At 70.5% G+C, this 21,553-nt stretch carries 17 protein-coding genes and 2 pseudogenes; 11 read left to right on the top strand and 8 right to left on the bottom strand.

All coding sequences use genetic code 11. The features are described 5' to 3' along the window. Positions 1–78: 78 nt before the first annotated feature. Positions 79–220, top strand: a pseudogene (locus ACIRVH_RS44155) (ATP-grasp ribosomal peptide maturase); the annotation flags it as partial. 315 nt (positions 221–535) lie between these two features. Here ACIRVH_RS44155 and ACIRVH_RS44160 read toward each other — a convergent pair. Continuing rightward, positions 536–1,051: a hypothetical protein gene (locus ACIRVH_RS44160; RefSeq protein ID WP_403965999.1), complete on the bottom strand. Its 516-nt coding sequence runs from the start codon at positions 1,049–1,051 to the stop codon at positions 536–538. Positions 1,052–1,469: 418 nt separating this feature from the next. On the opposite strand from ACIRVH_RS44160, the gene ACIRVH_RS44165 reads away from it, so the two are divergent. Continuing rightward, positions 1,470–4,391 carry a BTAD domain-containing putative transcriptional regulator gene (locus ACIRVH_RS44165; protein WP_403966002.1) on the top strand — a complete coding sequence of 974 codons (2,922 nt, stop codon included), beginning with the start codon at positions 1,470–1,472 and terminating at the stop codon, positions 4,389–4,391. Positions 4,392–4,978: 587 nt separating this feature from the next. Further along, positions 4,979–6,139: an acyl-CoA thioesterase/BAAT N-terminal domain-containing protein gene (locus ACIRVH_RS44170; protein ID WP_403966005.1), complete on the top strand. Its 1,161-nt coding sequence runs from the start codon at positions 4,979–4,981 to the stop codon at positions 6,137–6,139. Positions 6,140–6,311: 172 nt separating this feature from the next. Here the strand turns inward: ACIRVH_RS44170 and ACIRVH_RS44175 are convergent, their stop codons facing one another. From ACIRVH_RS44175 to ACIRVH_RS44195, 5 genes are all read right to left on the bottom strand, one after another. Beyond that, positions 6,312–6,767: a hypothetical protein gene (locus ACIRVH_RS44175; RefSeq protein ID WP_403966008.1), complete on the bottom strand. Its 456-nt coding sequence runs from the start codon at positions 6,765–6,767 to the stop codon at positions 6,312–6,314. 301 nt (positions 6,768–7,068) lie between these two features. Next, positions 7,069–7,338, bottom strand: a complete 270-nt coding sequence (locus ACIRVH_RS44180; protein WP_403957976.1) for a hypothetical protein — start codon at positions 7,336–7,338, stop codon at positions 7,069–7,071. A gap of 564 nt (positions 7,339–7,902) precedes the next feature. Next, positions 7,903–9,807, bottom strand: coding sequence for an endonuclease/exonuclease/phosphatase family protein (locus ACIRVH_RS44185; RefSeq protein ID WP_403966013.1), 1,905 nt, complete (start codon positions 9,805–9,807; stop codon positions 7,903–7,905). Between the two features lie 621 nt (positions 9,808–10,428). Further along, complete coding sequence (locus ACIRVH_RS44190) at positions 10,429–11,376, bottom strand: hypothetical protein (RefSeq protein ID WP_403966016.1); 948 nt, start codon at positions 11,374–11,376, stop codon at positions 10,429–10,431. Beyond that, positions 11,373–13,016, bottom strand: a complete 1,644-nt coding sequence (locus ACIRVH_RS44195) for a protein kinase (RefSeq protein ID WP_403966019.1) — start codon at positions 13,014–13,016, stop codon at positions 11,373–11,375. The genes ACIRVH_RS44190 and ACIRVH_RS44195 overlap by 4 nt, the downstream gene beginning before the upstream one ends. Before the next feature lie 373 nt (positions 13,017–13,389). Here ACIRVH_RS44195 and ACIRVH_RS44200 point away from each other — a divergent pair, with 373 nt between their 5' ends. From ACIRVH_RS44200 to ACIRVH_RS44225, 6 genes are all read left to right on the top strand, one after another. Continuing rightward, positions 13,390–14,088 (top strand): response regulator transcription factor, encoded by a 699-nt coding sequence (locus ACIRVH_RS44200; RefSeq protein ID WP_403966022.1) that lies wholly within the window; start codon positions 13,390–13,392, stop codon positions 14,086–14,088. Next, positions 14,085–15,548, top strand: coding sequence for an ATP-binding protein (locus ACIRVH_RS44205; RefSeq protein ID WP_403966025.1), 1,464 nt, complete (start codon positions 14,085–14,087; stop codon positions 15,546–15,548). The genes ACIRVH_RS44200 and ACIRVH_RS44205 overlap by 4 nt, the downstream gene beginning before the upstream one ends. A 51-nt stretch (positions 15,549–15,599) precedes the next feature. Then, positions 15,600–16,001, top strand: coding sequence for a hypothetical protein (locus ACIRVH_RS44210; protein ID WP_403966028.1), 402 nt, complete (start codon positions 15,600–15,602; stop codon positions 15,999–16,001). Continuing rightward, positions 16,001–16,198 carry a hypothetical protein gene (locus tag ACIRVH_RS44215; protein WP_403966031.1) on the top strand — a complete coding sequence of 66 codons (198 nt, stop codon included), beginning with the start codon at positions 16,001–16,003 and terminating at the stop codon, positions 16,196–16,198. The genes ACIRVH_RS44210 and ACIRVH_RS44215 overlap by 1 nt, the downstream gene beginning before the upstream one ends. Before the next feature lie 69 nt (positions 16,199–16,267). After that, positions 16,268–16,561, top strand: coding sequence for a transposase (locus ACIRVH_RS44220; RefSeq protein WP_403966034.1), 294 nt, complete (start codon positions 16,268–16,270; stop codon positions 16,559–16,561). A gap of 52 nt (positions 16,562–16,613) precedes the next feature. After that, a complete protein-coding gene (locus tag ACIRVH_RS44225) occupies positions 16,614–17,177 on the top strand; it encodes a hypothetical protein (RefSeq protein WP_403966037.1) in 564 nt (187 codons plus the stop codon). 197 nt (positions 17,178–17,374) lie between these two features. On the opposite strand, the gene ACIRVH_RS44230 is transcribed toward ACIRVH_RS44225, so the two are convergent. After that, a complete protein-coding gene (locus ACIRVH_RS44230; RefSeq protein ID WP_403966040.1) occupies positions 17,375–17,863 on the bottom strand; it encodes a hypothetical protein in 489 nt (162 codons plus the stop codon). A gap of 165 nt (positions 17,864–18,028) precedes the next feature. After that, positions 18,029–18,205, bottom strand: a pseudogene (locus tag ACIRVH_RS44235) (integrase core domain-containing protein); the annotation flags it as partial. A gap of 247 nt (positions 18,206–18,452) precedes the next feature. Here ACIRVH_RS44235 and ACIRVH_RS44240 point away from each other — a divergent pair. Then, on the top strand, positions 18,453–19,874 hold the full coding sequence (locus tag ACIRVH_RS44240; RefSeq protein ID WP_403966043.1) for a M1 family metallopeptidase: 1,422 nt from the start codon (positions 18,453–18,455) through the stop codon (positions 19,872–19,874). 227 nt (positions 19,875–20,101) lie between these two features. Continuing rightward, entirely contained in the window at positions 20,102–21,307 is a 1,206-nt protein-coding gene (locus ACIRVH_RS44245; RefSeq protein ID WP_403966046.1) for an ISAs1 family transposase, read from the top strand. The last annotated feature ends 246 nt before the right edge of the window (positions 21,308–21,553 follow it).

Consider the following 21,553-nt stretch of genomic DNA (forward strand, 5'->3'; position numbering starts at 1 on the left):
CAGCAGCCAGGACTGACGGCCACGACCGAGGAGAGGCCGGTGCTGGTGGCCACCGAGGCGGACGACATCACCGCCGACATGGTGATCACCGAACTCAGCCGGCGCGATGGGCCGGTGGTCCGGTTCAACCCCGCCGACATCGGCGCGAACCTCACGGTCTCGGCTCGGTTCGGCACCTGCCCGGCCCCCCGTGGTCGGGCAGGTGCGCACCCCGTCGAGAAACCACCCACGACCAGCACGAGCGCAAGATCACCGACTCACACCAGCCTCGACGACCTGCAGGTTCGACGTTGGAGAAGGCTCACTTGACGTACGAGGCGCGTTTGGGCCTGTAGCCGGTGACCACCGTGCCCCGCAGGGCACGGTGGTCACCGGACAGGGTGTAGGGGGCGGGGCGTCAGGCCCTTGTGGAGGTTCTCGCCGATCGCCTCGCCAGCGGTGCTAGGACGGCGTCTTCAGGCCAGGACCCTGCGCTGAACGGGCGGGCGGCCACCGGCCTTCTGCCGCGGAACGGCGGCCGCTCGGCCCTGGTGGGTTAGTGCGCTCCGATGGTGGTCCTCGGGCTCTGTACGTCGCCGTAGTAGTGGCCGTTCAGCCAGAACCCGGTGGAGACCACGTAGGTGCCCGCCGGCGCATTCCAGTATTCGCTGTACCCGGGCGCCCCTCCACCGGTTCCCGCGACGGTGGAGCCCTGCCCGGTGGAGACCCCGGACCCGCAGCCGAAGTCGTGGGCCCAGCCGCCGGTGTTGACGTTGATCGCGTGCGCGCAGTACACCACGCCAGTGCCAGAGTAATTCTGGAACGGGATCGTGGCGGAGATGGTGTAGCCGTTGTTCTCGACCCAGTAGCAGGAGTCGATCGAGATGTTGTTGGTGATGTACGCATAGTTGTGCGTGGTCCACGACCGGCACGCGTATGCGCTGTACGCCGGGGAGACGACGTGGGTGCTGGACGACGCGGTGGCGGCATGGGCGCCGGACGCCGTGAGGAGGCTGCCGGCCAGGGAGGCCGCAACGGCTGCCGAGACGGTGAGTGCCTTCTTGAGACTCATAGGTACCTTCCAATGTCGACGCTTTCGCGTAGTTCGCGAGACCAGTGAGCGTGAGCCTCGTTCCTCGTCCGGCGCGTTCCTGCGTCGGTGACGAACTTCGGCTCAGATCGGCCGTGCTGCCTCGGCTGGGTGTGGCCGCTTCGTCGGTGAGAAGCTGCGGTCCTACCCACCCGTCGGTCAGTCATGGGCCTGGGCCACTCCGGTGGAGATGACAGTGGCGACGGCCACCATCGCGGCCACCACTGCTGCCTTGACCGAACGTTTGACTGCTGTGCCTTTCGTTGCGCGGGAATGGCTGAGTAACCCACCGTGACGCTATGGACACGGGTCCGCCGGCCGTCCTAGATTCGTCCTATTGCCAGGTCAGCCGGGGGATCAGCGCTGATCGTCAAGTGCCGGGGGGAACATGAGATTTGGCGTGCTGGGGCCGTTACACGCCCAGATCACCGGGCGCGAGGTCCGATTAGACGGACCGCGGCAGGCCAAGATGCTGGCCGCGCTTCTGGTCGACGCCAACAACGTCGTCGCCATGGAACGGCTCGTCGCCGTGATGTGGGACGCGAAAGCACCTGCCACCGCGGTCCGTCAGGTCCAGGACGCTCTCTCCGGGCTGCGCCGGAACCTTGCCGCGTGCGGAGCTCCCGGCTCCTTGATCAGCACGCGGCGCGGCGGCTACCAGATCCACCTGGCCCCGGATCAGCTCGACCTGCTTGAGTTCGACCACGAGCGGTATCTCGCCGAACGGCACAAGGCCCCATCCGAGACAGCTGTCGCCCTGCGGCGCGCGCTGGCCTGCTGGCGCGGCCACGCCCTGGTCGACATCTCCAGCCGGGTCCTGGAGTTCGATGCGGCGCGGCTGAACGAGAAGCGCGCTGCCACGCACAAACTGTGTCTGGGCATCGAACTCGACCTAGGGCGTCATCGTGAGGTCTTGGAGGAGCTGACCGCCCTGCTATGCGAGCACCCCTACGACGAGCACGTCGCTGAACACTTGATGGTCGCCCTCTACCGGTCCCAGCGGCAAGGCGAGGCGCTGCAGGTGTACGAGCGGCTGCGCCGGACGCTGGCAGGCGAACTCGGCGTCGACCCCACCCCGCCGATCCAGGCGCTGCACCGGCGCATCCTGGTCGCCGATCCCGCCCTGGCGGCTCCTGCCCCTGCGCGCGGCCCCTCCGACACACGACCGGAAAGTCCTGGCGCGGCGGCCACCGAACCGGACATGGCGATGCCGGTGCGCCAACTACCGCTCGATGTACCCGACTTCGTGGGTCGAGCCGACGCGCTTGCCGAGGTCGCCCGATTACTCGACGGGTCGGCGCCGACCCGGGCCCCGGTAGCCGTCATCGTGGGCGGTCCCGGTGTCGGCAAGTCCTGTCTGGTGACGCACGCCGCGCGGCTGGCGAGCGCCGCCTTCCCCGACGGCCAGCTCTACATCAACCTCGCCGGCACATCGGACGAGCCGCGGGACCCGGCGCTGATGCTGGCCGAGGCGCTGCGTGCACTCTCGATCGCCGGCAGCGCGATCCCGAACGCCCTGTCCGAACGGGCCGCGCTCTACCGGTCGTTGCTGGCTGACCGCCGGATGCTGGTGGTGCTGGACGATGCCGGTCACGCCGATCAGGTGCTGCCGTTGCTGCCCGGGGCCGACGGCTGTGCCGTGTTGATCACCAGCCGCACTCTGCTGACACAACTTCCCGGCGCCCGGCACATCGACCTGGACGTGCTGAGCCCGGCCGAGGCGCGGGAGTTGTTCACCGGCATCGTCGGGCGGCGGCGGGTCGAGCGGGAACCGGCGGAGGCCGACGCGATCCTCGACTGCTGCGGCAACCTGCCGCTGGCGATCCGGATCGCCGGCGCCAAGCTCACCGGCCGCCCGGCCTGGTCGCTGCGGGTGCTGCGGGAGCGCATCGAGGATGAGTCCCGGCGGCTGGCCGAGCTGAGGATCGGGGATCTCAGCGTGCGAGCCAGCGTCGAACTCAGCTTGCGGCTGCTGCCGGCCGACGCGGTGCGCGCTCTGAGCCTGCTGGGTCTGCTCGGCGCCTACACCCTGCCCGGCTGGGTGGTCGGCCCACTGCTGGACCGCTCGGACGCCGAGGAGGTGCTGGACACCCTCGTCGATGCCAGCCTGGTGCGGCTGACCGCCACCGACGCCATCGGCCAGCCTCGCTACCGGCTGCACGACCTGATCAGGACCTGTGCAGTGGAGATCGCCGCCCAGCTGCCGGCGGCGGACAAGCGGGACGCGATCATCCGGGTGCTGTCCGCCTGGCTCGAGCTGGCCGGGCGCGGCACCGATCGGCTGCCGGCCGGGCTGCTGGTCGCCGCGCCCGGTTCGGCGCCGCGCCGGTCGCTGCCGGACGTGGTCGTGGACCGGCTGATGGCCGACCCGGTCGGTTGGTTCGACACGGAACGCGACACTCTGCTCGGCGCCGTAAAACTGGCGGTGGACTGGGGACTGGACGAGTTGGCCTGGGAGCTGGCGGCCGGCACTGTGACCTACTACGACCACCGGTGCCTGTATCAGGACTGGGAGCACGGGCACCGGCTCGCGTTGGACGCGGCCGAGGCCGCTGGAAACGTGCGCGGCGCATCGGTACTGCTGCGCGGCCTCGGCCAGCTGCACATCTACCGAGACGAATTCGACGGGGCGACCCGTGCCCTGGAGTCGTCCATCGGGCTGTGCCAGGACGGCGGGGACAAGCGAGGCGAGGCGTTGTCAGTGGCGATGCTGGGCACGGTAAGCCGTGTGGAGGGCCGCTACGACGAGGCCGCCGATCGTGTCGAGCAGGCGCTGGCCATCGCGGTCGGTGAGGGCGACCGGCGCCTCGAAGCGCAGCTGTCCTGTTCGATGGCCGTGATGCGGCTCATGCAGGGCGAGCTCGACGAGGCGGAGTCCTGGTTCAGCGCGGCCTTGCGCCAGGCCAGGGCACTCGACGACGGGCATCGGGTGGCGGTCGTGCTGCGGCGGGTCAGCCGGCTGCACGATCGGCGCGGTGATCCGGACGAGGCGCTGCGCTGTCTGTGGCAGGCGTTGGCCACCTTCGAAAAACTGGCCGACGAGCGGTGCGCCGCGTACACGCTGCTGGAAGTCGGCCGCGTGTACGCCGGTCAGCACGACCGGGACCGGGCGAGCCCGGCGTTGGAGCGCGCGGCGGACCTGTTCCACCGGCACGGCGACCGCCACGACGAGGCCACGTGCTGGCAACTGATCGGCGACCTGGACGCCGCCGCCGGCTTCCACGACCTGGCGCGCCAGCACCGGGAGCAGGCGCAGCGGTTGTGGCAGACGATCGGTGACATCCACCAGACGAAGGCTCCAGCGCGACCATCGTCGCCGTGACCTGGCTGAGGCTGTGCAGGAGAGAACCTGCCCGATCACGTGTCCCGTGACGATCTCACCTCGGGGCTACTTCGCGAGCGATACCGGCGGCCTGCTCCTGCCCATGGCGATCCGCTGCTCAACACACTGGCGGAGGCCATGGCACATCTGGTGGCGGTAGTCGACACCAGCACGGACGAGGAAGCCTCACCGGACGCGGCGTCCAGATGGTTCGCGTACCCGGCATACCTCTCTGACCGCCTCAGCCCAGAGGACCGCCAACGACTCGCAGACCTCTTTCTCGGCGCGGCCATGAGGAACCGGAGGGACCATGGCGCTGCGCACTGCTGGGGGTCCCGGACGGGTTCGACCTCGACGAAGACGAGAGTTGACTACCGAGGCCCACCTCGCCCTGGACAGATTCATCAAGACTCCGCCGCCCGCGCGTCAAGGTGCGGGCTCCAGGGTTGACTCGGCGGGCACTTCAAGATGAGCGTGGTTGATCAATTCCTGGTGATGGGGGCAACGTGTCGTTACGGCGGTTGCGGGGATGGGCTCTGGCAGTGGCTGTCGTGATCGGCTGGGGGGCGGCAGGATGCTCCGCGGGGATGCACGCCAGTGCCAAGGCGGTCATCGGGGTCGATGCGCCGATAGCCCTGGCTGATCAGGCCGTTCACTTGAAGATCAATGGTCTGGAGCCACACGACGAGATCACTGTCGGTTCTTCGGCGACCGCGTACGACGGCAAGGTGTGGCATGGCCGGGCAACATTCACCGCGGACGACCGTGGCCGCGTCGATCTCTCCACGACGCGGCCGGTGTCGGGAACGTACAACACGGTCGACGGCATGGGCCTGTTCTGGTCGATGAGACCCCCGGCCGGTGATCCGAACGGTCACTACTTCAGCCCTCTTTCCCCTGAGCTCTCTCCCTCGTACGCCGTGAAGATCACTGTGACCGCGCACGGGCGGCAGCTGGCGAGCCGCACGCTCACCCGGGAATGGGAAGCCAAAGGAGTCAGCTCCCGGATGCTCGCCCTGGCCCATGACAAGGTCGTCGGAGAGATGTTCCTGCCCCGCTCCGGCACTCTCCGGCATCCGGCTGTACTGGCTTTCGGTGGATCGGAAGGCGGTGTCAGCATGAAGTGGACGGCGGCTCTGCTGGCCTCCCATGGCTACCCGACGCTGGCTCTCGGCTACTTCGGGGAGCACGGCCTACCCGCCACCCTGCGCAACGTCCCATTGGAGTACTTCGCTACCGCCGCCCGCCTGCTGGCAGCCCAGCCTGAGGTCGACCCCGCGCACATCATCGCCATGGGCTACTCCCGAGGCAGCGAACCCGCCCTGCTCCTCGCTGAGGACTATCCCCGTCTGATCCACGGTGTCGTCGTGTACGCCCCGTCGTCCAACGTCAACCAGGGATTCGGCGGGGGCAACGCCTGGACCAAGCAGGGGCATCCCATTCCCCAGGGCAGCATCCCGCTGGACCACCTCAGCGGACCACTGCTAGCCATCGCCGGCGCAGACGACGCCCTATGGCCGTCATCGACCTACGTCAAGGCGATCATCGGTGACCTGAATGCGATCCAGGACCGGTATCCGTACCAGGCACTGGTCTACCCCGGCGCCGGGCACGGCGTCGGCATCTTCCCTTTCCTCGCGGAGGGCACAGTTGCCCCCACCATGGGCGGCAATCGCGTCGGCAACGCTGTCGCCAAGGAGCGGGGCTGGCCCAAGGTCCTTGCCCTCCTCGCCGACACCCAGAGGTGAGTGCCACGGCGCGGAGGCCAGAGCAGACTGCCCTGTCAAGACCACGTGCGGCGGTTGACACCAGCCACTGACACCAACAGGCATGCAACACCCTTTGAACCCTGTCCCCCATCGCATCAGTGACCACTAATCGGGCAGGCGCATCCGATCAACCCATCAAAGAGAGGAGTGGTCAGTGTGTTTTGGGGGTCGTGCTGGGCAGCAGTGCGGGCGGTAGCGGGGTGACGGCACTCGGGACCGCGGAGGCAAGTGTGCTTTCCGTGCACAGGCCGAACACGGTGAGGCCAACAGTGACGTTCCCCGTGTTCTTCCCGGCGGCGAGCCACTGCAGGGGCAGGCCATCGTGGGGGAAGCGGGGAGCGGTACGGCTCAGGGTGAATTCGCCGTCGGGGTTATTGGGCGAGGAGGCGAAACTTCCACCGCCGGTAACCAGCTCGCCCGGTGGGCATTCCTTGGTGATAGCGACCCCGGTCTGTCCAGGTGCGATGTTGACCGCACCGGCCACGATGTGCGTCACGGCACTGCGCGGGCTTGCCGCCTCGGATGTGCCGGGATGAGCGAAGGCGGCTCCCGCGCCGACTCCGAGGGCAGCTACGACGGCCAGACCAATGGCGCGAGCGTATTTCACAGGGCCTCCCGGCATGTGGTGGACGCTGCCTGTTTTCCCCCGGGGCGTCGCATATCGCGCAGTCTCACGCGAACGCCGTAAGCAGAAACGATCCATCTGGCGCTGGCAGGTGGAGCGGGCACTCCGGCGACCAATCCCCGCACCGCCGATGCAGTCGTCAACGCCATTGAGCGCTGTGGGCAGCAGGTTCGTGGGCGTGACCGGCGCAGTAACGCCTTCGAAGGTGCTGCGCGGTTGCCTTCCGTGAGGCAACCGCGGTCGCGCTCAGGGCCCGTCCCGCCTTCCGGTACGGGCGCTGTACCTAAGGGGCGGGCGAGGCTGCCGCGGCCGGCCGGGTGGCGATGCGCATCCGGCCGCCGTCATACTCCGCCACCTCACCGGGCAGGATCAGCAGCCCCGGCTCCCCGTCCTGCCACGCCGCGCCGATCCGGCGGACCTGGACGGCCGGACCCCGCGCGCCGGCCATGAACACCGTCGGATCGACCTCCCACCCGTGCTTGCCGAGCCACTGCTCCAGAGCCGCGGAGTCCTCGCTGCTCGCATCGCGCGGCCACTCGTACCTACTCGTCACGACGTATCCCCCTGTCCGTGAACGGATCACCGGGCGATCCTGCCACCGGGCACTGACAACCCGGGCGCGGGCGTTTTCGGCTCAGTGCTCGCCAGCCCTACGAACGGCAGGCCACGGCTGGCGTAGTGCGGTGGATTCTTAGGTGCCCCGGCGAGGTGGCGCCTTTCAAACATCGGTCAGGTATCGCCCTGGCCATGCTGGTTGGCGCCGTGCATCTCCGTCGGATCGGCCTCCCCGCCCCCCGTGCTCGCTGAGCCACTGTTCCTGGGCTGCCGAGTCCTCGCTGCTCGCATCGCGCGGCCGGGGAGGCGCCGGTGGCCGAGGACCACGGACACACTGGTTGCGGGTCGAGCCGAGGAACAAGCTGAAACCGGCACGGATCCGACGGCGGGCCGGCCGCCGCCGTCCCGGTGGCGATCCGGTCCAGGGGCGCCGCGATGCTCCAAGCCGGTCGGACACTGAGCACGGGTGGGGAGAAGATGTGTGGAGGCCAGCGCCTGGGGCCTGGGCCGACTGACGTGCATCGGCCCAGGCCCGGTTCGCCTCGCGGCTGCGGAGTCACGGCTACGGCACGATCGTCCAGCGCTGACGGGCGTCGTCGCTGCAGTTCTCGATCGTCACGTACGCCGCCTCCCGCGACGAGGGCACCAGGCACAGGTGCGCGGCCTCGCTGCGGAAGCGGAGGGAGCCGTCCCCGTACATCTCCACCTGCCAGCGGTGGCCCGTGCCGTCGTCCCTGGCGCCGCGGTCGGAGCAGTCGTGCAGCAGGGAGCGTTCGCCGGGCCGGGGCTGGTGGGTGTCCAGGATGTCGACGCACCGTCCGCCGCTGCCGAACGCCTTGAGCCGGAGGATGTTGTCGCCCAGACCGGCGTATTCCATGTCCCAGCGCTGGGTGTAGGCGCCGTTGTGCCGACGGGTCGTCAGCGGGGTGCCGTCGCGGCCCGGTTCGCCGAATTGGTCCAGGTAGAGGCCGTTCCACGCGCGCAGCCGGACCCGCAGGTCACCGGCCTCCCACGCGCGGTCGGACACCCCGCGGGAATTGTCCCACCACTGCTGGGAGGCACTGTCGCCGCACGCCAGGGCCAGGACCTGCTGCTCGTTCCCCAGACCGGTCAGGCACAGCCCCGGATAGACCGAGTTGTGCCAGCGCAGCGGGCCGCCGGGCGCCCCCAGGTCGTCGGGTTGCCACTGCGCGAGGGGCGAGTCGCACGACAGCACGATGACGGACAGCGGGAGGAACGGGTTGAGGCCGGGGCACATCCCGGCGGCGGCACGGTCGGCGCGAGCGCCTCGGGCGCCGGACGCCGCCGTGGGGCTGCCGCCGACGCCGAAGCGGTACCAGTGCCCCTGCACGGTGCCCACGCGGAACCGCTGACGCAGGTTGTAGCGCTCCTGGGTGGTGGTCACCTGTCCCCAGGCCCTGTTCTGGGCATCCAGGACCAACCCGGTCCGGGCGTTCTCGAAGCTCGAGGAGAAGTTGTGCACCGGGCCGTCGGGCGCGGCCGGAACGGGAGAAGGAGCCGGTTCGAACTGGACGGGATAGTGGTCCGCCCCGCGCCCCGCGGGAATGTCGGCGTTGAACCGCGGTGTCCCGTGTGTGATCGCGTAGTCGAGTTCGCCACCCCGCTGGTGGGTGGGGCGGTCGGGACGCGCCAGTTGTTCGTCGGCACGCAAGTGCAGACTCTGATCCCTGGCCTGCTGCTCGGTACGGTTGCGGATGTCGAGGTTGAAGTCCCCGACCATGACCCAGTTCTCGCCGGGCCGGGCGGCCGCGCGGATCCCCGCGAGCAGGTAGGGGACGTCCGCGCCGCGTGCGTGGACGGTGTAGTAGACCGTGCTGCCGATCCGTACGCCGAGGGCGCGGCGGTAGCGGTACTCGTCGCGGGGTTCGTTGCGGTCGTACAGCGGGTTCTCGATGACGCGGACCTCGTCCGCGCGGGCGTGTGTGACGACCGCGAGGTTGACCCGGCCGCCCTCCCAGCGGTCCTGTCCCGTGGTGCTGTTGCGCCGTGGGTCGGTCTGCAGGTAGTAGACGTGAAGGCGGTGATGGTGGTAGTCCCACCGCGTGTGGCTCACATGGTTCGGCAGGCCCGCCGGGAACGGACCGGGGATGGGGATCGACTCACCGGTGCCCCGGGTCTGGAACGGCTCGGGGGGCGGTCCGTTGCCGACCTCCTGGAGGGCGATGACCTGGTGCCGCATCGCCAGCGGTCCGACCTCGCCGTTCCAGCGCAGCCCGCGGTTGGAGCCCTGCATGTTGTAGGTGGCGAACGGCAGGCTGCCGTTCGACGAGGGGTCCACCCGCCGGTCGTCCGCCCGCGCCGAGTAGCCACCCGGGCCGGGGGCGGCACCGACCAGCAGCCCGGCGGCCAGCAGCGCGGAGGTGAGGGCGGCGGTCAGCCGCGATCCGCGTGGGCCGAGCGGTCGGGAGCGGGCCTTGGCGCGGGACGGCAATAACGGTAATCGCATCGTGGTCTCCCTTGTGGAGCGATCTGTGTACGGCTGCGAACAACTGCACGAACGATCTCTTCAGTATCGGCAGGTCCGCGTCAAGAGCCCCTCGCGCGCCACGTGTCCGCCGCGGGCACGGGTTTCGGCCGTGTGTCAGCCCGCAGCCCCTGGCCATTCCGCTGCGAGGGCCCAAAGTGGCCGACACCCCTACGAACGGCCCGGCCGCCTGCCTCCACAGGATCCACACCACGTTCAACGCGCCTCGCCGCGACGAGCCTCGTACGCCACCACGGCCCGCGCCAGCCACTCCGCCGCCCGCGCCGGCGAACACCGCCGGCTCAACCCCCACCGCTCCGAATTGCATCACCCATGCGAGATCGTCAGGATGTCCCGCGTATCCGTCACCCCCTGGGCCATCGCGATGATGTGGTCGACTTGCGGCGCGCGGGGGTCACGCGGATCGGCCTCGCGTGGCACAGGCGTCAGGCAATGCCCGCACTCCCAACCGTCCCGCTCACCGATCTCTTTCCGCGTATACGCCTCCCGCTCACATGGCAGCCGGTCGCGGCTCCGGGCGGCGCACCGGATCAAGTTGCCGATGTTGTCCGGGACAGATCCACGCCGACGGCTGACGGGCGGTCAGGGGCAGTCGTATGTGAGGTGCGTGGCCACCGTGCGGTGGGCGGGAGTGAGGATGCGCAGTTCGGCTCGTGCCCTGTAGTGGCCCTTGCCCTGGAAGCTCCACAGGAGGTGCAGCCGTGCCTGCCTCTGGCCCTGGGCCACCGTTTCCCGCAGGACGGCCGAGGCGGTGCCGTCGCTTCGGCGCCAGCGGTAGGAGAGCGTGCCCGGCCGACCGTCCGTGGTGACCAGGCCGACGATGTCCGCGGTGCTGTCGCAGCCGGCAGTTGTCGGCCGGACGGCGACTGCCACCGTGCGCACCCCGACGGACGGCTGGAGGTGCTGCCAGGCCAGGAACGCGATGACGCAGACCAGCACCAGCGCGGGCAGAGCGTGTCTGCGCAGGCGCCGACGCGGGGGTGCGGGGGCTGGTGGCACGGTGGGCAGCGTGCTGTCGGGGCGGTGCGCGACGGCGGCTGTCACTCCCGGGCCGAAACGCAGCACGGTGCCTTCGACACGATCGGGTTGCGTGGGTCCGGTCGGCGTGATCTGCGTGCCGGGCGGTGCGACGAGAGTGTCGGTGTCGTCGGGCTCGGGCCGCTGGATCCAGTGGCTGGCCAGCACGGTGGCGCTGTACTCGGCGTCGTTCGGGCCGGTTTCGTGGGCCGGTGGGTGTTCGGTGGTGCCGACGAGGTGGGTTGTGGGGGCGTGTGCGTCGCTGGGGTCCAGTACGTGGGTGGGTTCGTCGATGGGACCGACTACGCGGGTGGGTTCGTTGCTGGGATCGAGCACTCGGGCGGACTCGTCGCTCGGGTCGAGCACGCGGGTGGACTCGTCGCTCGGGTCGAGCACGCGGGTGGACTCGTCGCTCGGATCGAGCACGCGGGTCGACTCGTCGCTCGGATCCAACACGCGGGTGGGCTCGCAGTCGTCGGCAGGTGCCGGGGTGCGGTCGTTCTGAGTGGTCATCGGAGGTCACACTGCCTGGTCAGAAGCTGCTGCGAGGCGCCGCCGTTGGCGGCGGCCGGGTTCGTCGTGGCCTGCACCGCCCAGTAGCAGCCCTGGTTCTGGAAGGTGTGGTCGACGGTGAGCGAGTACTGGGTGGCGCCGCTGCGTTGGAAGGTCTGGGGCGCACCGTCCGGGATGCCGAGCACTCCTGCGGCATTGCTGGTGAACCATGAGACGGTGATGGAGATGGGCCCGGTGCCGTCCGTGGTGATGTCGATGATTGCCGAGGCGGTGGACGGACCCGTCTGCCGGAACGCCGACACGGCGACGTCCTTGACTGCGGGAGCTGCCGGCGCTGTGGGGGATGCGGTGGTCGGTGTCGCGTCGGTGGTTGCCCCGCCGGACGTCGTCTCCCCGGATGGCGTCATGGTGGCGGACGTCGAAGGGTCGCTGGTGCCGGTGGTGTCCGGAGACGGTGGGCCCGATGGCGACAGGCTCGGGGACACGGTGGTGGTCGGGGACGGGGACGCGTGGGCCGGCGAGGTCGATGCGGTGGGCCCCTGTGACGTCACGCCGGGCTGGGCGCTGGTGGTGGCGAGGGACTTGGCTGACGGCTGCGGATCTGCTGCCCGGGTGTGCTGGGCGGCGTAGGTCAGGAGGATGCCCAGGAGCACGGCGGCCGCCGAGACCAGCATCCCCGGCCGGCCGGGGAGCCACGATCGAGCTGGGCCTTGGCCCGCTGCCTGAGCCAGGACCGTGCGTGCGGTGTCCGTGGTGGTATGCGGGGCTTTGCGCGCTGAGGGCAGCAGCAGTAGCAGCAGTGCGACGAGTGCTGCGAGCCGTCCCCGGCCGCGTTCCTCCCAGTCGGGCCCATAGGCGGCACCGGCGGCCGCCTCCAGTTCCGAGACGAACGCCTCGGCTTGCGTGGGCCGCTCGTCCGGGTCCTTGGCCAGGCCGCGCCGCACCAGTGCGCGCACCGGCTCGGGGACCTCGTCGGCGGGGACGGGCGCGTCGACGTGCTGCAGCGCGAGTTCGGCGAGATTGTCACCCGAGTACGGCTTGTGGCCCGTCAGGCATTCGAAGAACGTGGCCGTGGCCGCGTACACGTCGGCGGTGGGAGAGGCGGGCGCACCGGTCCACTGTTCCGGGGCCATGTAGGAGGGGGTTCCCGCGACGCCGACGCTGGTGCCGGTATCGACCGCGATCCCGAAGTCGACGAGCTTGGACGAACCGTCCGGCACGACCAGGACGTTTTCCGGCTTGTAGTCGCGGTGGACGACGCCGATGCGGTGCGCGTCGGCGAGGCCGAGCAGCGACCCCTTGAGGATCACGAGCGCGGCCTCGGGATCCAGCGGCCCCCGCTTGGCCAGCAGGGCTCGCAAGGAGACACCGTCCACCAGCTCCATCACGATGGCGGCGCCGTCCGGGCTCTCGACGTACTCGTACAACCCGGCGACGTACGGGCTTTCCAGCCCGCCGAGCAGCCGCGCCTCAGCCCTGAACTCGTGCACGAATCCCGGCCGGGTGCGCAGTGACTCGCTGAGGTACTTCACTGCGACCGGATGGCCGGTCTCCTCGTGCACGGCCAGTACGACCCGTCCACTCGCCCCGGATCCGAGTTCCAGTGACTCGGTGTATCCGGGCACTGCCCATGTGTTCATTTGGTCCCCCCAGATCCGCTGTGCCGACCGAGATCCCACTTGTTCCGGCGCTTCCGGCACGCGTTGAGAGACATATTTTCGGCCACTGCGGTTGCGGCGCGGCGCCGCGGACGTCACAGGTTGACCACTCCTGGCAGGGGCACCGCGGAGCGCGGCAGTCTCTTTGGCGGCCGGTGGACCGCCGCTGGCGGGCCCTGTGGATCGTGGCCGTCCATGGGCAGATCGCGCTGACGTACGTGCTCCGGCCGACGAGGGCACAGGCCAACGAGGTTGCCGGCAGAAGGGAGACGGGCCTTACGCTGACCGGGCGCTGACGGCGGACGTGTACCCCCCTACCCCGGCCGAGCGTTGACGGCGAGCGAGGGAGGCGCGCATGGGCGGGACGGCACCCCCCGGGACGGTCCTGGTCGTGGACGACGACGCGGCGATCCGGCGGTCACTGGAGCGCGGGCTGCGGCTGAGTGGTTTCGCGGTCCGCACCGCGCCCGACGGGCTCGGCGCGCTCGCTGCCGTCGCGGACGGCCCGCCCGACGTGCTCGTCCTGGACGTGTCGATGCCGGGGATGAGCGGCATCGAGGTGTGCGCGCGGTTGCGCGCCGATGGCCGGGATCTGCCGGTGCTCATGCTCTCTGCGCTCGACGAGACCGCCGACCGGATAGCCGGCCTGCAGGCCGGCGGCGACGACTACCTGGTCAAGCCGTTCGCCCTGCAGGAACTTGTGCTGCGGCTGCGCGCGCTGCTGCGGCGTCGGCCGCACGCCGCCCAGGAACAGGCGTTGCGGGTGGCGGACCTGCTGATCGACCCCGCGGCCCGTACCGTACGGCGTGGCGGATGCGCGCTGGATCTCACCCGGCGCGAGTTCGAGCTGCTGGAGGTGCTGGCCCGCAACGCCGGGCTGGTCCTCACCCGTGACCAGCTGTTGGAGCGGGTGTGGGGCTACGACTTCGACGTGCGCAGCGATGCCGTCGACACCTTCGTCAGCTATCTGCGGCGCAAGCTGGAGGCCGACGGCGCACCACGCCTGATCCACACCGTGCGTGGGGTCGGATTCGTGCTGAGGGAGGAGCCGTGAGGCTGTCGGCCCGGATCGGACTGGCGGTCGGCTGCACGGTGCCGCTGCTGGTACTGGCCTCTGGATGGTTGCTGCTCCAGCTCGTCGCCCGCGATCTGCACCGCGCCGAGGACGACCACCTGCGGGAACGGGCGGCGGCCGTCGTCCCGGACGCCCGGGCGTTGCTGCGGGCCGGCGCGGCGGGTCGGCCCAAGGCGGCGGACACCCGTGAACGCGCCCTCTACAGCGCTGCGCTCGACGTGGGCGTGCGGGTGGTGGGACCGGACGGTTCCTTCAGCGGCGGCCCGCAGCCCGCCTCCGGTGTGCCGCTGCCCGCGCGCACCGGGGCACCAGTCACCGTGCGCGCAGATGGCGCCAGCTGGCGCGTGCTGGGTCGTCCGGTGCGCACGCCGCTCGCCTCCGGCACCCTGTGGGTGTTCGCGTCGGACACCGCCGACCGCGGACAGCAGCGACTGGTCCGGCGCCGGGTGCTGGTCACCACTGTGCTCGCGGCCCCCCTGTCCGGTCTGCTGGCCTGGGGAATAGCGGCGGGTGCGGCCGCGCCGCTGCGCCGGCTGACCCGCCGTACCGCCGGACTGGACCCGCGCACCGATCGCGTGCGCCTGCCGGTGGAGCGGACCGGTGTCACCGAGGTCGACGAGCTGGCCGCCACCGTACGCACCGTGCTGGCCCGCTACGACGAGCAAGCCGCCCGCACCGCAGAGGCCCTGGACACGGCCCGCTCGTTCTCGGCGGCCGCCGCCCACGAACTGCGCACCCCGCTGATGAGCATAGGCACCAACCTGGACATCCTGGCCGGTCACCCGGGGCTCCCCGAACCGGACCGTACGGAGGTCGTCGCCGATCTGCGCCGCGAACACGGGCGGCTGCTGGGCCTGCTGGTGATGCTGCGCGACCTCGGGCGCGGGGATCTGGTGGAGGCAGAGGCGTTCCGCACCGCCGACCTGACGGAGATCGCGGAGGCGGCCGTCGCCGAGGCCCGGCGCCATGCACCCGGCGCGCTGATCATGCTGGACGCCCCGGCGGGGGTCACCGTGCGCGGCTGGGAGCCGGGACTGCGGCTGCTGCTCGACAATCTGCTGGCCAACGGCGTGGCGCACGGAGCCGACGCGAGCGGGCTGGTGAGCGTGACGGTGGGGCTGCGGCGCGAGGGAGATTGGATCGTGCTCACCGTGGACGACGGCGGACCGGGAGTGCCGGGGCAGGACCGGGAACGGATCTTCGAGCGGTTCCGGCGCGGCCCGGCCAGCGCCGGCTCCGGGCTCGGCCTCACGCTGGTGGCCCAGCAGACCGCACTGCACCGGGGCGCCGTGACGGTCGGCGGCGCACCGGGCGGCACGGGGGCACGCTTCGAGGTGCGCCTGCCGGCCGGGGAGGGAGAACTGCCCGACCGCCGCGACTGGTTGATCGGGACAGCCGGGACATACCGGTCACAAGGTTTCCCCAAAAAGGACTCCTAACCTGCCGCGGGACGGGCGGACGAGTGGTCCGCCCAGGAACGGAGGCATGTGATGGACATCCGGCGAAGGCGGCGCAACCTGCTGGTCGGGCTCGCCACGGCAGCGCTGCTGGCGGGCGGCACCGGCGCGGCCACGGCCGACAGCTCCCCCGCGCCGGGACCCACCGGCGACGGGGCCAAGGCGCTGTGCAAGCGAGTGCCGAGGATCGACCGGCGGATCGACCGGGCGTTGAAGCGGCTGGACGCCGGGGCAGACACCCGGGGTTCGGTGGCCCGGCTGGAACGTCGCGCGGCCAACGCAGAGAAGGCCGGCCACACCGAGATCGCCACGTTTCTCCAGGACCGGCTGAAGACCCGCAAGGCGCTGGTGCCCACCCTCAAGCAGCGCCAGAAGGACCTCGACCAGGTCAGGACCTGGTGCCGGGACAACGACGGCGGCAAGGCGGCAAGTTGATGCGCGCACGGGCCGCTGTGGTGCCGGTGGTCCTGCTGGCCGCCCTGGCCGTCGGCTGCTCCGGTCACGACGGGGCGTCGCCGAAGGCTCCGGCGGCCACGCCGTCGGGCTACTCGCAGATGCAGCAGAAGGTGAACGCGGCCGAGTCGGCCGCCGCCGCGGCCGACCGGGACGCGGCCTCGAACGCGGACCGCTGACCTGAGGGTGAGGCAGCGCATCGCGGCCGGGCAGGCCCCCGAGGGGCACCGCCCGGCCGCTGTCCGATCGTGCTGGTCTGGGACCGCCTCAACACCCACGTCTCGCGCCTCATGCGCGAGCTGATCGCCGAGCGTACATGGCTGACGGCGTTCCTGCTGCCCGCCCACTCGCCCGACCTCAACCCCGTGGAGGGCGTATGGGTGCACGTCAAACGCAGCTTGGCCAACCTCGCAGTCGTCGCTCTCGACCGGCTCGAGGCCCTCGTCCGGAACCGGCTCAAACGCCTCCACTACCGGCCCGGCGCCGTCGACGGCTTCATGGCCGGCACCGGCCTGACTGCCGGTGTTCCAACGTCACCTTGACCAGCCGAAGTCACTGACGTGTGTGCGAAGGCAGAGGAAAGGGGTCGCCCTGGTGACGGACAGCAGCTTGGCGTGGATCGGTGAGCACTGGAACAGCGGTGCGATCGCCAAGGACGGGATGCTCTCGGACATCAGCCTCACGGCGGTGCGGGGCGTGGACCCGGTGGACTTCGTGGTGCGCCTCGACGCCGACCGCGGCATGGCCGAACGGCCGCCGCTGTTCAAGGACTTCGACAGGCTGAGCGTGAACCTGGGCGACAGCGTGGCGATGTTCGGCGCCAGCGGCGAGTGGACGTACGTCCTGGAGGTCGAGCGGTCCACCTGGCACCTCGTCTTCCTCGACCGGCTGGGCCAGGACACCTTGGTGGGGCAGGGCGACGAACTCGTCTGCCTGGACCGCTTCCTGCACGAGCACCCGTGGGTGTGCTACGTCGACGCAGCCGGCGAAGTGAGTTCCGGCGAGCCCGGTGACAGCCTGCTGGAGACCGCGGTCCCGCCCAGGGACCGGCTCGGGACGTTCGCCGCACTGGACGCGGCCGTGCGCCGGGCCGGGGCGGTGCGGTGCGGGACACCTTTCCCGGCTGCGAGGACCCCGAGGACGAGGACGAGGAGTTGACGAAGCGGCTGTTCGCGGCGGTGGGCCAGCATCTCGGGCTGTCACTGCCGCGTCGGGAGATCGAGCTGGGGCTGCTGCCCGCGGTGCACCTGCCCTCGCCGGTGTGAACCGGCAGCAGCGGGGGCGCCGCGTCCTCTCGGCGCGGCGCCCCCTGTGAGCGGGATGGTGCTACTGGGTGTTCGCGGTCATGGTGCACTTCACGGTCGTACTGTCGGCGGAGCACGCCGCGCGCATGTTCGTGTCCAGGTGCAGCGGGTCCCGAACGTCCCGGGGGCGACGGAGCGGTCACGGCTCGGGCCGGCCGTGGTCTTCCACGGAGAGGGCGGCGCCATCGTGTCCGTGTACGCCTGGGCGGACTGGTCCGGGTTCTGCGCCGAAGCATTGGGGTTGGGCAGGGTCAGGTCGACGGGCATCGTGACGCGGAAGCGGGCCCAGGGCGACCACGACGTCTCGTACAGGCCGCTGTCCTTGGCGTAGGCCGAGGTGTGGAAGACGTAGTCGACGTTCGGCTTCAGCCTTCCGGCGCCCACGTCCACGGAGGCGGTGGAGCCGGACTTGACGAAGTCGGGCACCAGGACGCCGTACTGGTTGTCGCTGATCTTCACCTGGGTCTTGGCGTTCCCCGAGGAGCCGGCGGTCCAGACCTCGAAGGTGAGGTTGGACGTGCTGCCGTCGGCGTCGGTCACGGTGTTGATCAGCTCGTCCCTGGGGTGGTGACCTGCCAGACACCGGAGGTGTCCTTCAGACAGTCCGCCACCGTCCCCATACCCCACACACCACGGGATGCAGCCACTGCTCCACGCCCGTCAGGGACTTCAAGTAAGTTCACCCCCAGGGCAGTTCACACCGCGCAGTCGACGGTGGCAGTACCAGTCGACCCATTCGGCGGTGGACAGCTCCACCTCAGAGAGCGTCTTCCAGGGCCGGCCGGGCTTGATCAGCTCGGTCTTGAACAGGCCGATCGTGGACTCCATCAGGGCGTTGTCGTATGCGTCGCCGACCGAGCGGATGGACGCCGCGATCCCTGCCCGGCCCAGGCAGGGCCGCGTCGTTCAGGTGATGTGTCCTGGTTGATCACATGCCGAGGGTGATCAGTGGACGGTTGGCGTCGCGGGTGTGGTGGCGGAGTCCAGCGGCGATGTTCGTCTGGTTGGCGATCCGTCGGCGGCGCACGATCTGGACGGCCTGCACCTCCCCTCTTCGCGCGGGCCTGTGTCGGCCGTGGGGAACCCTGTGACAAGATCCGCTGGCATGTCATCTGTCATGTCGTCTGCCATGCCTTCGTTGCCTTCGTCGCCCACGGGCCCCTCAAGAACCGGTCGCCGTCTGCTGGTCGCCCTGCTCGCGCTGCTCGCGACAGCAGGCTCCACCGTGGCCGAGGCCGGCACGCCGTCCGGCCCGGCGCCCGGCGCCGCGGTGAGAGCGGCCGAACCCGCGACGCCCGACCGCCCCAGCTACGACGTGAAGCTGCGCGCCGACGCCGACGGCTCCCACTGGGCGGGCCGGCAGACGGTGTCCTTCCGCAACGCCTCCAGCCGGCCCCTGCGTGAGGTGTACATACGCCTGTGGGGCAATGGCGAGGACGGCTGCGGGACATCCGGAAGACCGTCCCCCGTCCGCGTCTCCCACGTGCGCGGCGGCACTCCGGGCCGCCCCGGCGTGAAGTGCACGGCGCTGCGCATCGCCCTGCCGAGGCCGCTCGCACGCGGTGAGCGGACGGCCGTCTCCTTCGACGTGGCCCTCACCGTGCCCGCACGCAACAACCGCTTCGGCCGCGAAGGCGCGTTCCGCTTCCTGGGCAACGCGCTGCCGGTCCTCGCCGTGCACGACGCGAGGGGGTGGCACCTCGATCCGTATGTGTCGTACGGCGAGAGCTTCTACACCCTGGCGAGCGACTTCCGGGTGCGCCTCGACCACCCGTCCGCCCTCAAGGTCCCGGCGACCGGCAGCACATGGACCCGCCCCGGCGGTACCGGGCGTACGGTCACCCACAGCGTCGCCAAGCGGGTGCGGGACTTCGCATGGGCGGCGGGCCCGTTCCGCACCGCGACCCAGACCTCGCCCGACGGCGTGCGCGTGAAGTCGTACTGGTCGCCGAACACGCCCGCCGCCGGTGTCCGCCTCAACCGCAAGGACGGCGTCGCCGCCATCGACCGGTTCGGCAGGGAGTTCGGCCGCTATCCGTACGGCGAGATAGACCTCGTGATGACCCCCGGGTTCGCCGGCGGCATGGAGTACCCCGGCCTGGTCATCCTCGGCACCGAGGAGGAGGGCGGCGCCACCGTCCATGAGATCGCCCACCAGTGGTGGTACGGCGTCGTGGGCAACGACGAGTACAACTCACCCTGGCTGGACGAGAGTTTCGCTCAGTACGCCAACGCGCGCTACTACCGCTGGGACGGGTTCGAGTGCTCGCCGAACGACTCCTGGCCGAGCGCCACCGCCGCGCTCACCAACTCGATGGCCTACTGGTCTACACACCGTGGCGAGTACTCCCAGGTCGTGTACGGGATCGGCCCCTGCGTCCTGGCCGACCTGGAGCACGTCCTCGGGGCCGGCACCATGGCGCGCCTCATCAAGAAGTACGCCCACGACCACTGGTACGGCGTCTCCACCACCGTCGACTTCAAGAAGGCCGCACAGTCGATGACGCACAGGGACCTCGGCCCCTTCTGGCGGAAGCACCGCATCCGCTGAAGTCGCACTCCGCTCGCGGGTGACGGGCGTACCCCGTCGGCGCCACGATGACGGTGACCGACGGGGTACGCGGGCAGGGCGGCGTCGTTCCGGCGGTGCATCCGGGTTGATGGGGCTTCAGGAGCTGGGGCAGGACTGCGGGGTGGTCGGCGGGGGCTGACGCGGAGGCAGGCACGACTTCCGGTGATCATGAGGTGTCGAGTCCCTGATCACCACGACGGAAGACCGTGCCTGCCCGCTCGTCCTCGCTCATCCCGCGCCCTCTGGGCCAACTCGCCGACACCGCGCCGACCGTCCCCGATGACCTCCCCGGCCTGCTGACCTGCCCGGCTCAGGTGCCCGATCCCCGCCGGGACCAGGGCCGACGCCACCCGCTCGCCTTCGTCCTCTCCCTGGCCGCGTGCGCGGTCCTGGCCGGAGCGAAGTCCCTGGCCGCGATCGCGGAGTGGGCCGCCGACGCCCCGCCCAACGTCCTGGCCCGGCTCGGTGGCCCATGCCGGGAGCCGGGCCGCGGCCCCGTCGCCCCGGCCGAGGCCACCGTGCGTCGTGTCCTCCAACGCATCGACGGCGACGCGCTGGATACAGCCGTCGGAAGTTGGCTCGCCGGGCGCGAACGCGCCTCCGGCCAGGAGGAGAACGACAGCGACCGGCGGCCCTTGCCCTCCCTCGCCGTGGACGGCAAGACCGTGCGCGGTGCCCGCCGCACCGACGGCACCCAGGTCCATCTGCTCGCCGCGATGACGGGGACCGGCCTGGTCACCGCCCAGCGCGAGGTGGACGCCACGACCAACGAGATCACCGTCTTCCAGCCCCTGCTTGCCCCGCTCAACCTGCACGGCACGGTGGTCACCTTCGACGCCCTCCACTCGCAGACCGCCCACGCGCGTTTCCTCGTCGAGGACAAGCACGCCCACTACATCGCGCTGATCAAGGGCAATCAGCCCACCCTGCACCAGTGGCTGAAGGCCCTGCCATGGCGGGAAGTGCCGCTCCTGGACAAGACGCGGGCCACCGCGCACGGCCGCGACGAGATCCGCCGGATCAAGGCCGCCGCCGTCGCCGGGATCGCGTTCCCACACGCGGTGCAGGCTGTCCAGATCGTGCGCCGCCGACGGATCGCCACCACCGGCAAGGTCACCCTGGAACGCATCTACGGGGCGACCGACCTGGCCGCGGAACAGGCCGACGCAACCGAGATCGCCCGCCGCGTCCGCGGCCACTGGGGCATCGAGAACAAGATCCACCACGTCAGGGACACCACGTACGCCGAGGACGCCTCCCGCGTACGCACCGGCACCGCTCCACGTGCCATGGCATCCCTGCGCAACCTGGCCATCGGCGCTCTCCGACTCGCCAACCAGACGAACATCGCCGCTGGCCTCCGCCACCACACCCGCGACGCCAACCGTCCACTGATCACCCTCGGCATGTGATCAACCAGGACACATCACCTGAACGACGCGGCCCTGCCGGCCCAGGTGCTCGGCCAGCGCGAACGATGTGCACTGCGGCCCGGCATCGGAATGACGCATCAACTCCCCCGGCTGATAGGGATTTTGGTCCCGAACCGCGAAAACCTGCTGTCGAAGCCGGCATGCCGGCGGCCGTGGTTGCCAGGAAGGTCAGCCCAGTCCCCGCATTGGGGGGTTTTCCCCATCGTGCGTGGGACTGTGGCTGCG

It is taken from the genome of Streptomyces sp. NPDC101165 (assembly GCF_044768135.1).
GTDB lineage: Bacteria > Actinomycetota > Actinomycetes > Streptomycetales > Streptomycetaceae > Streptomyces.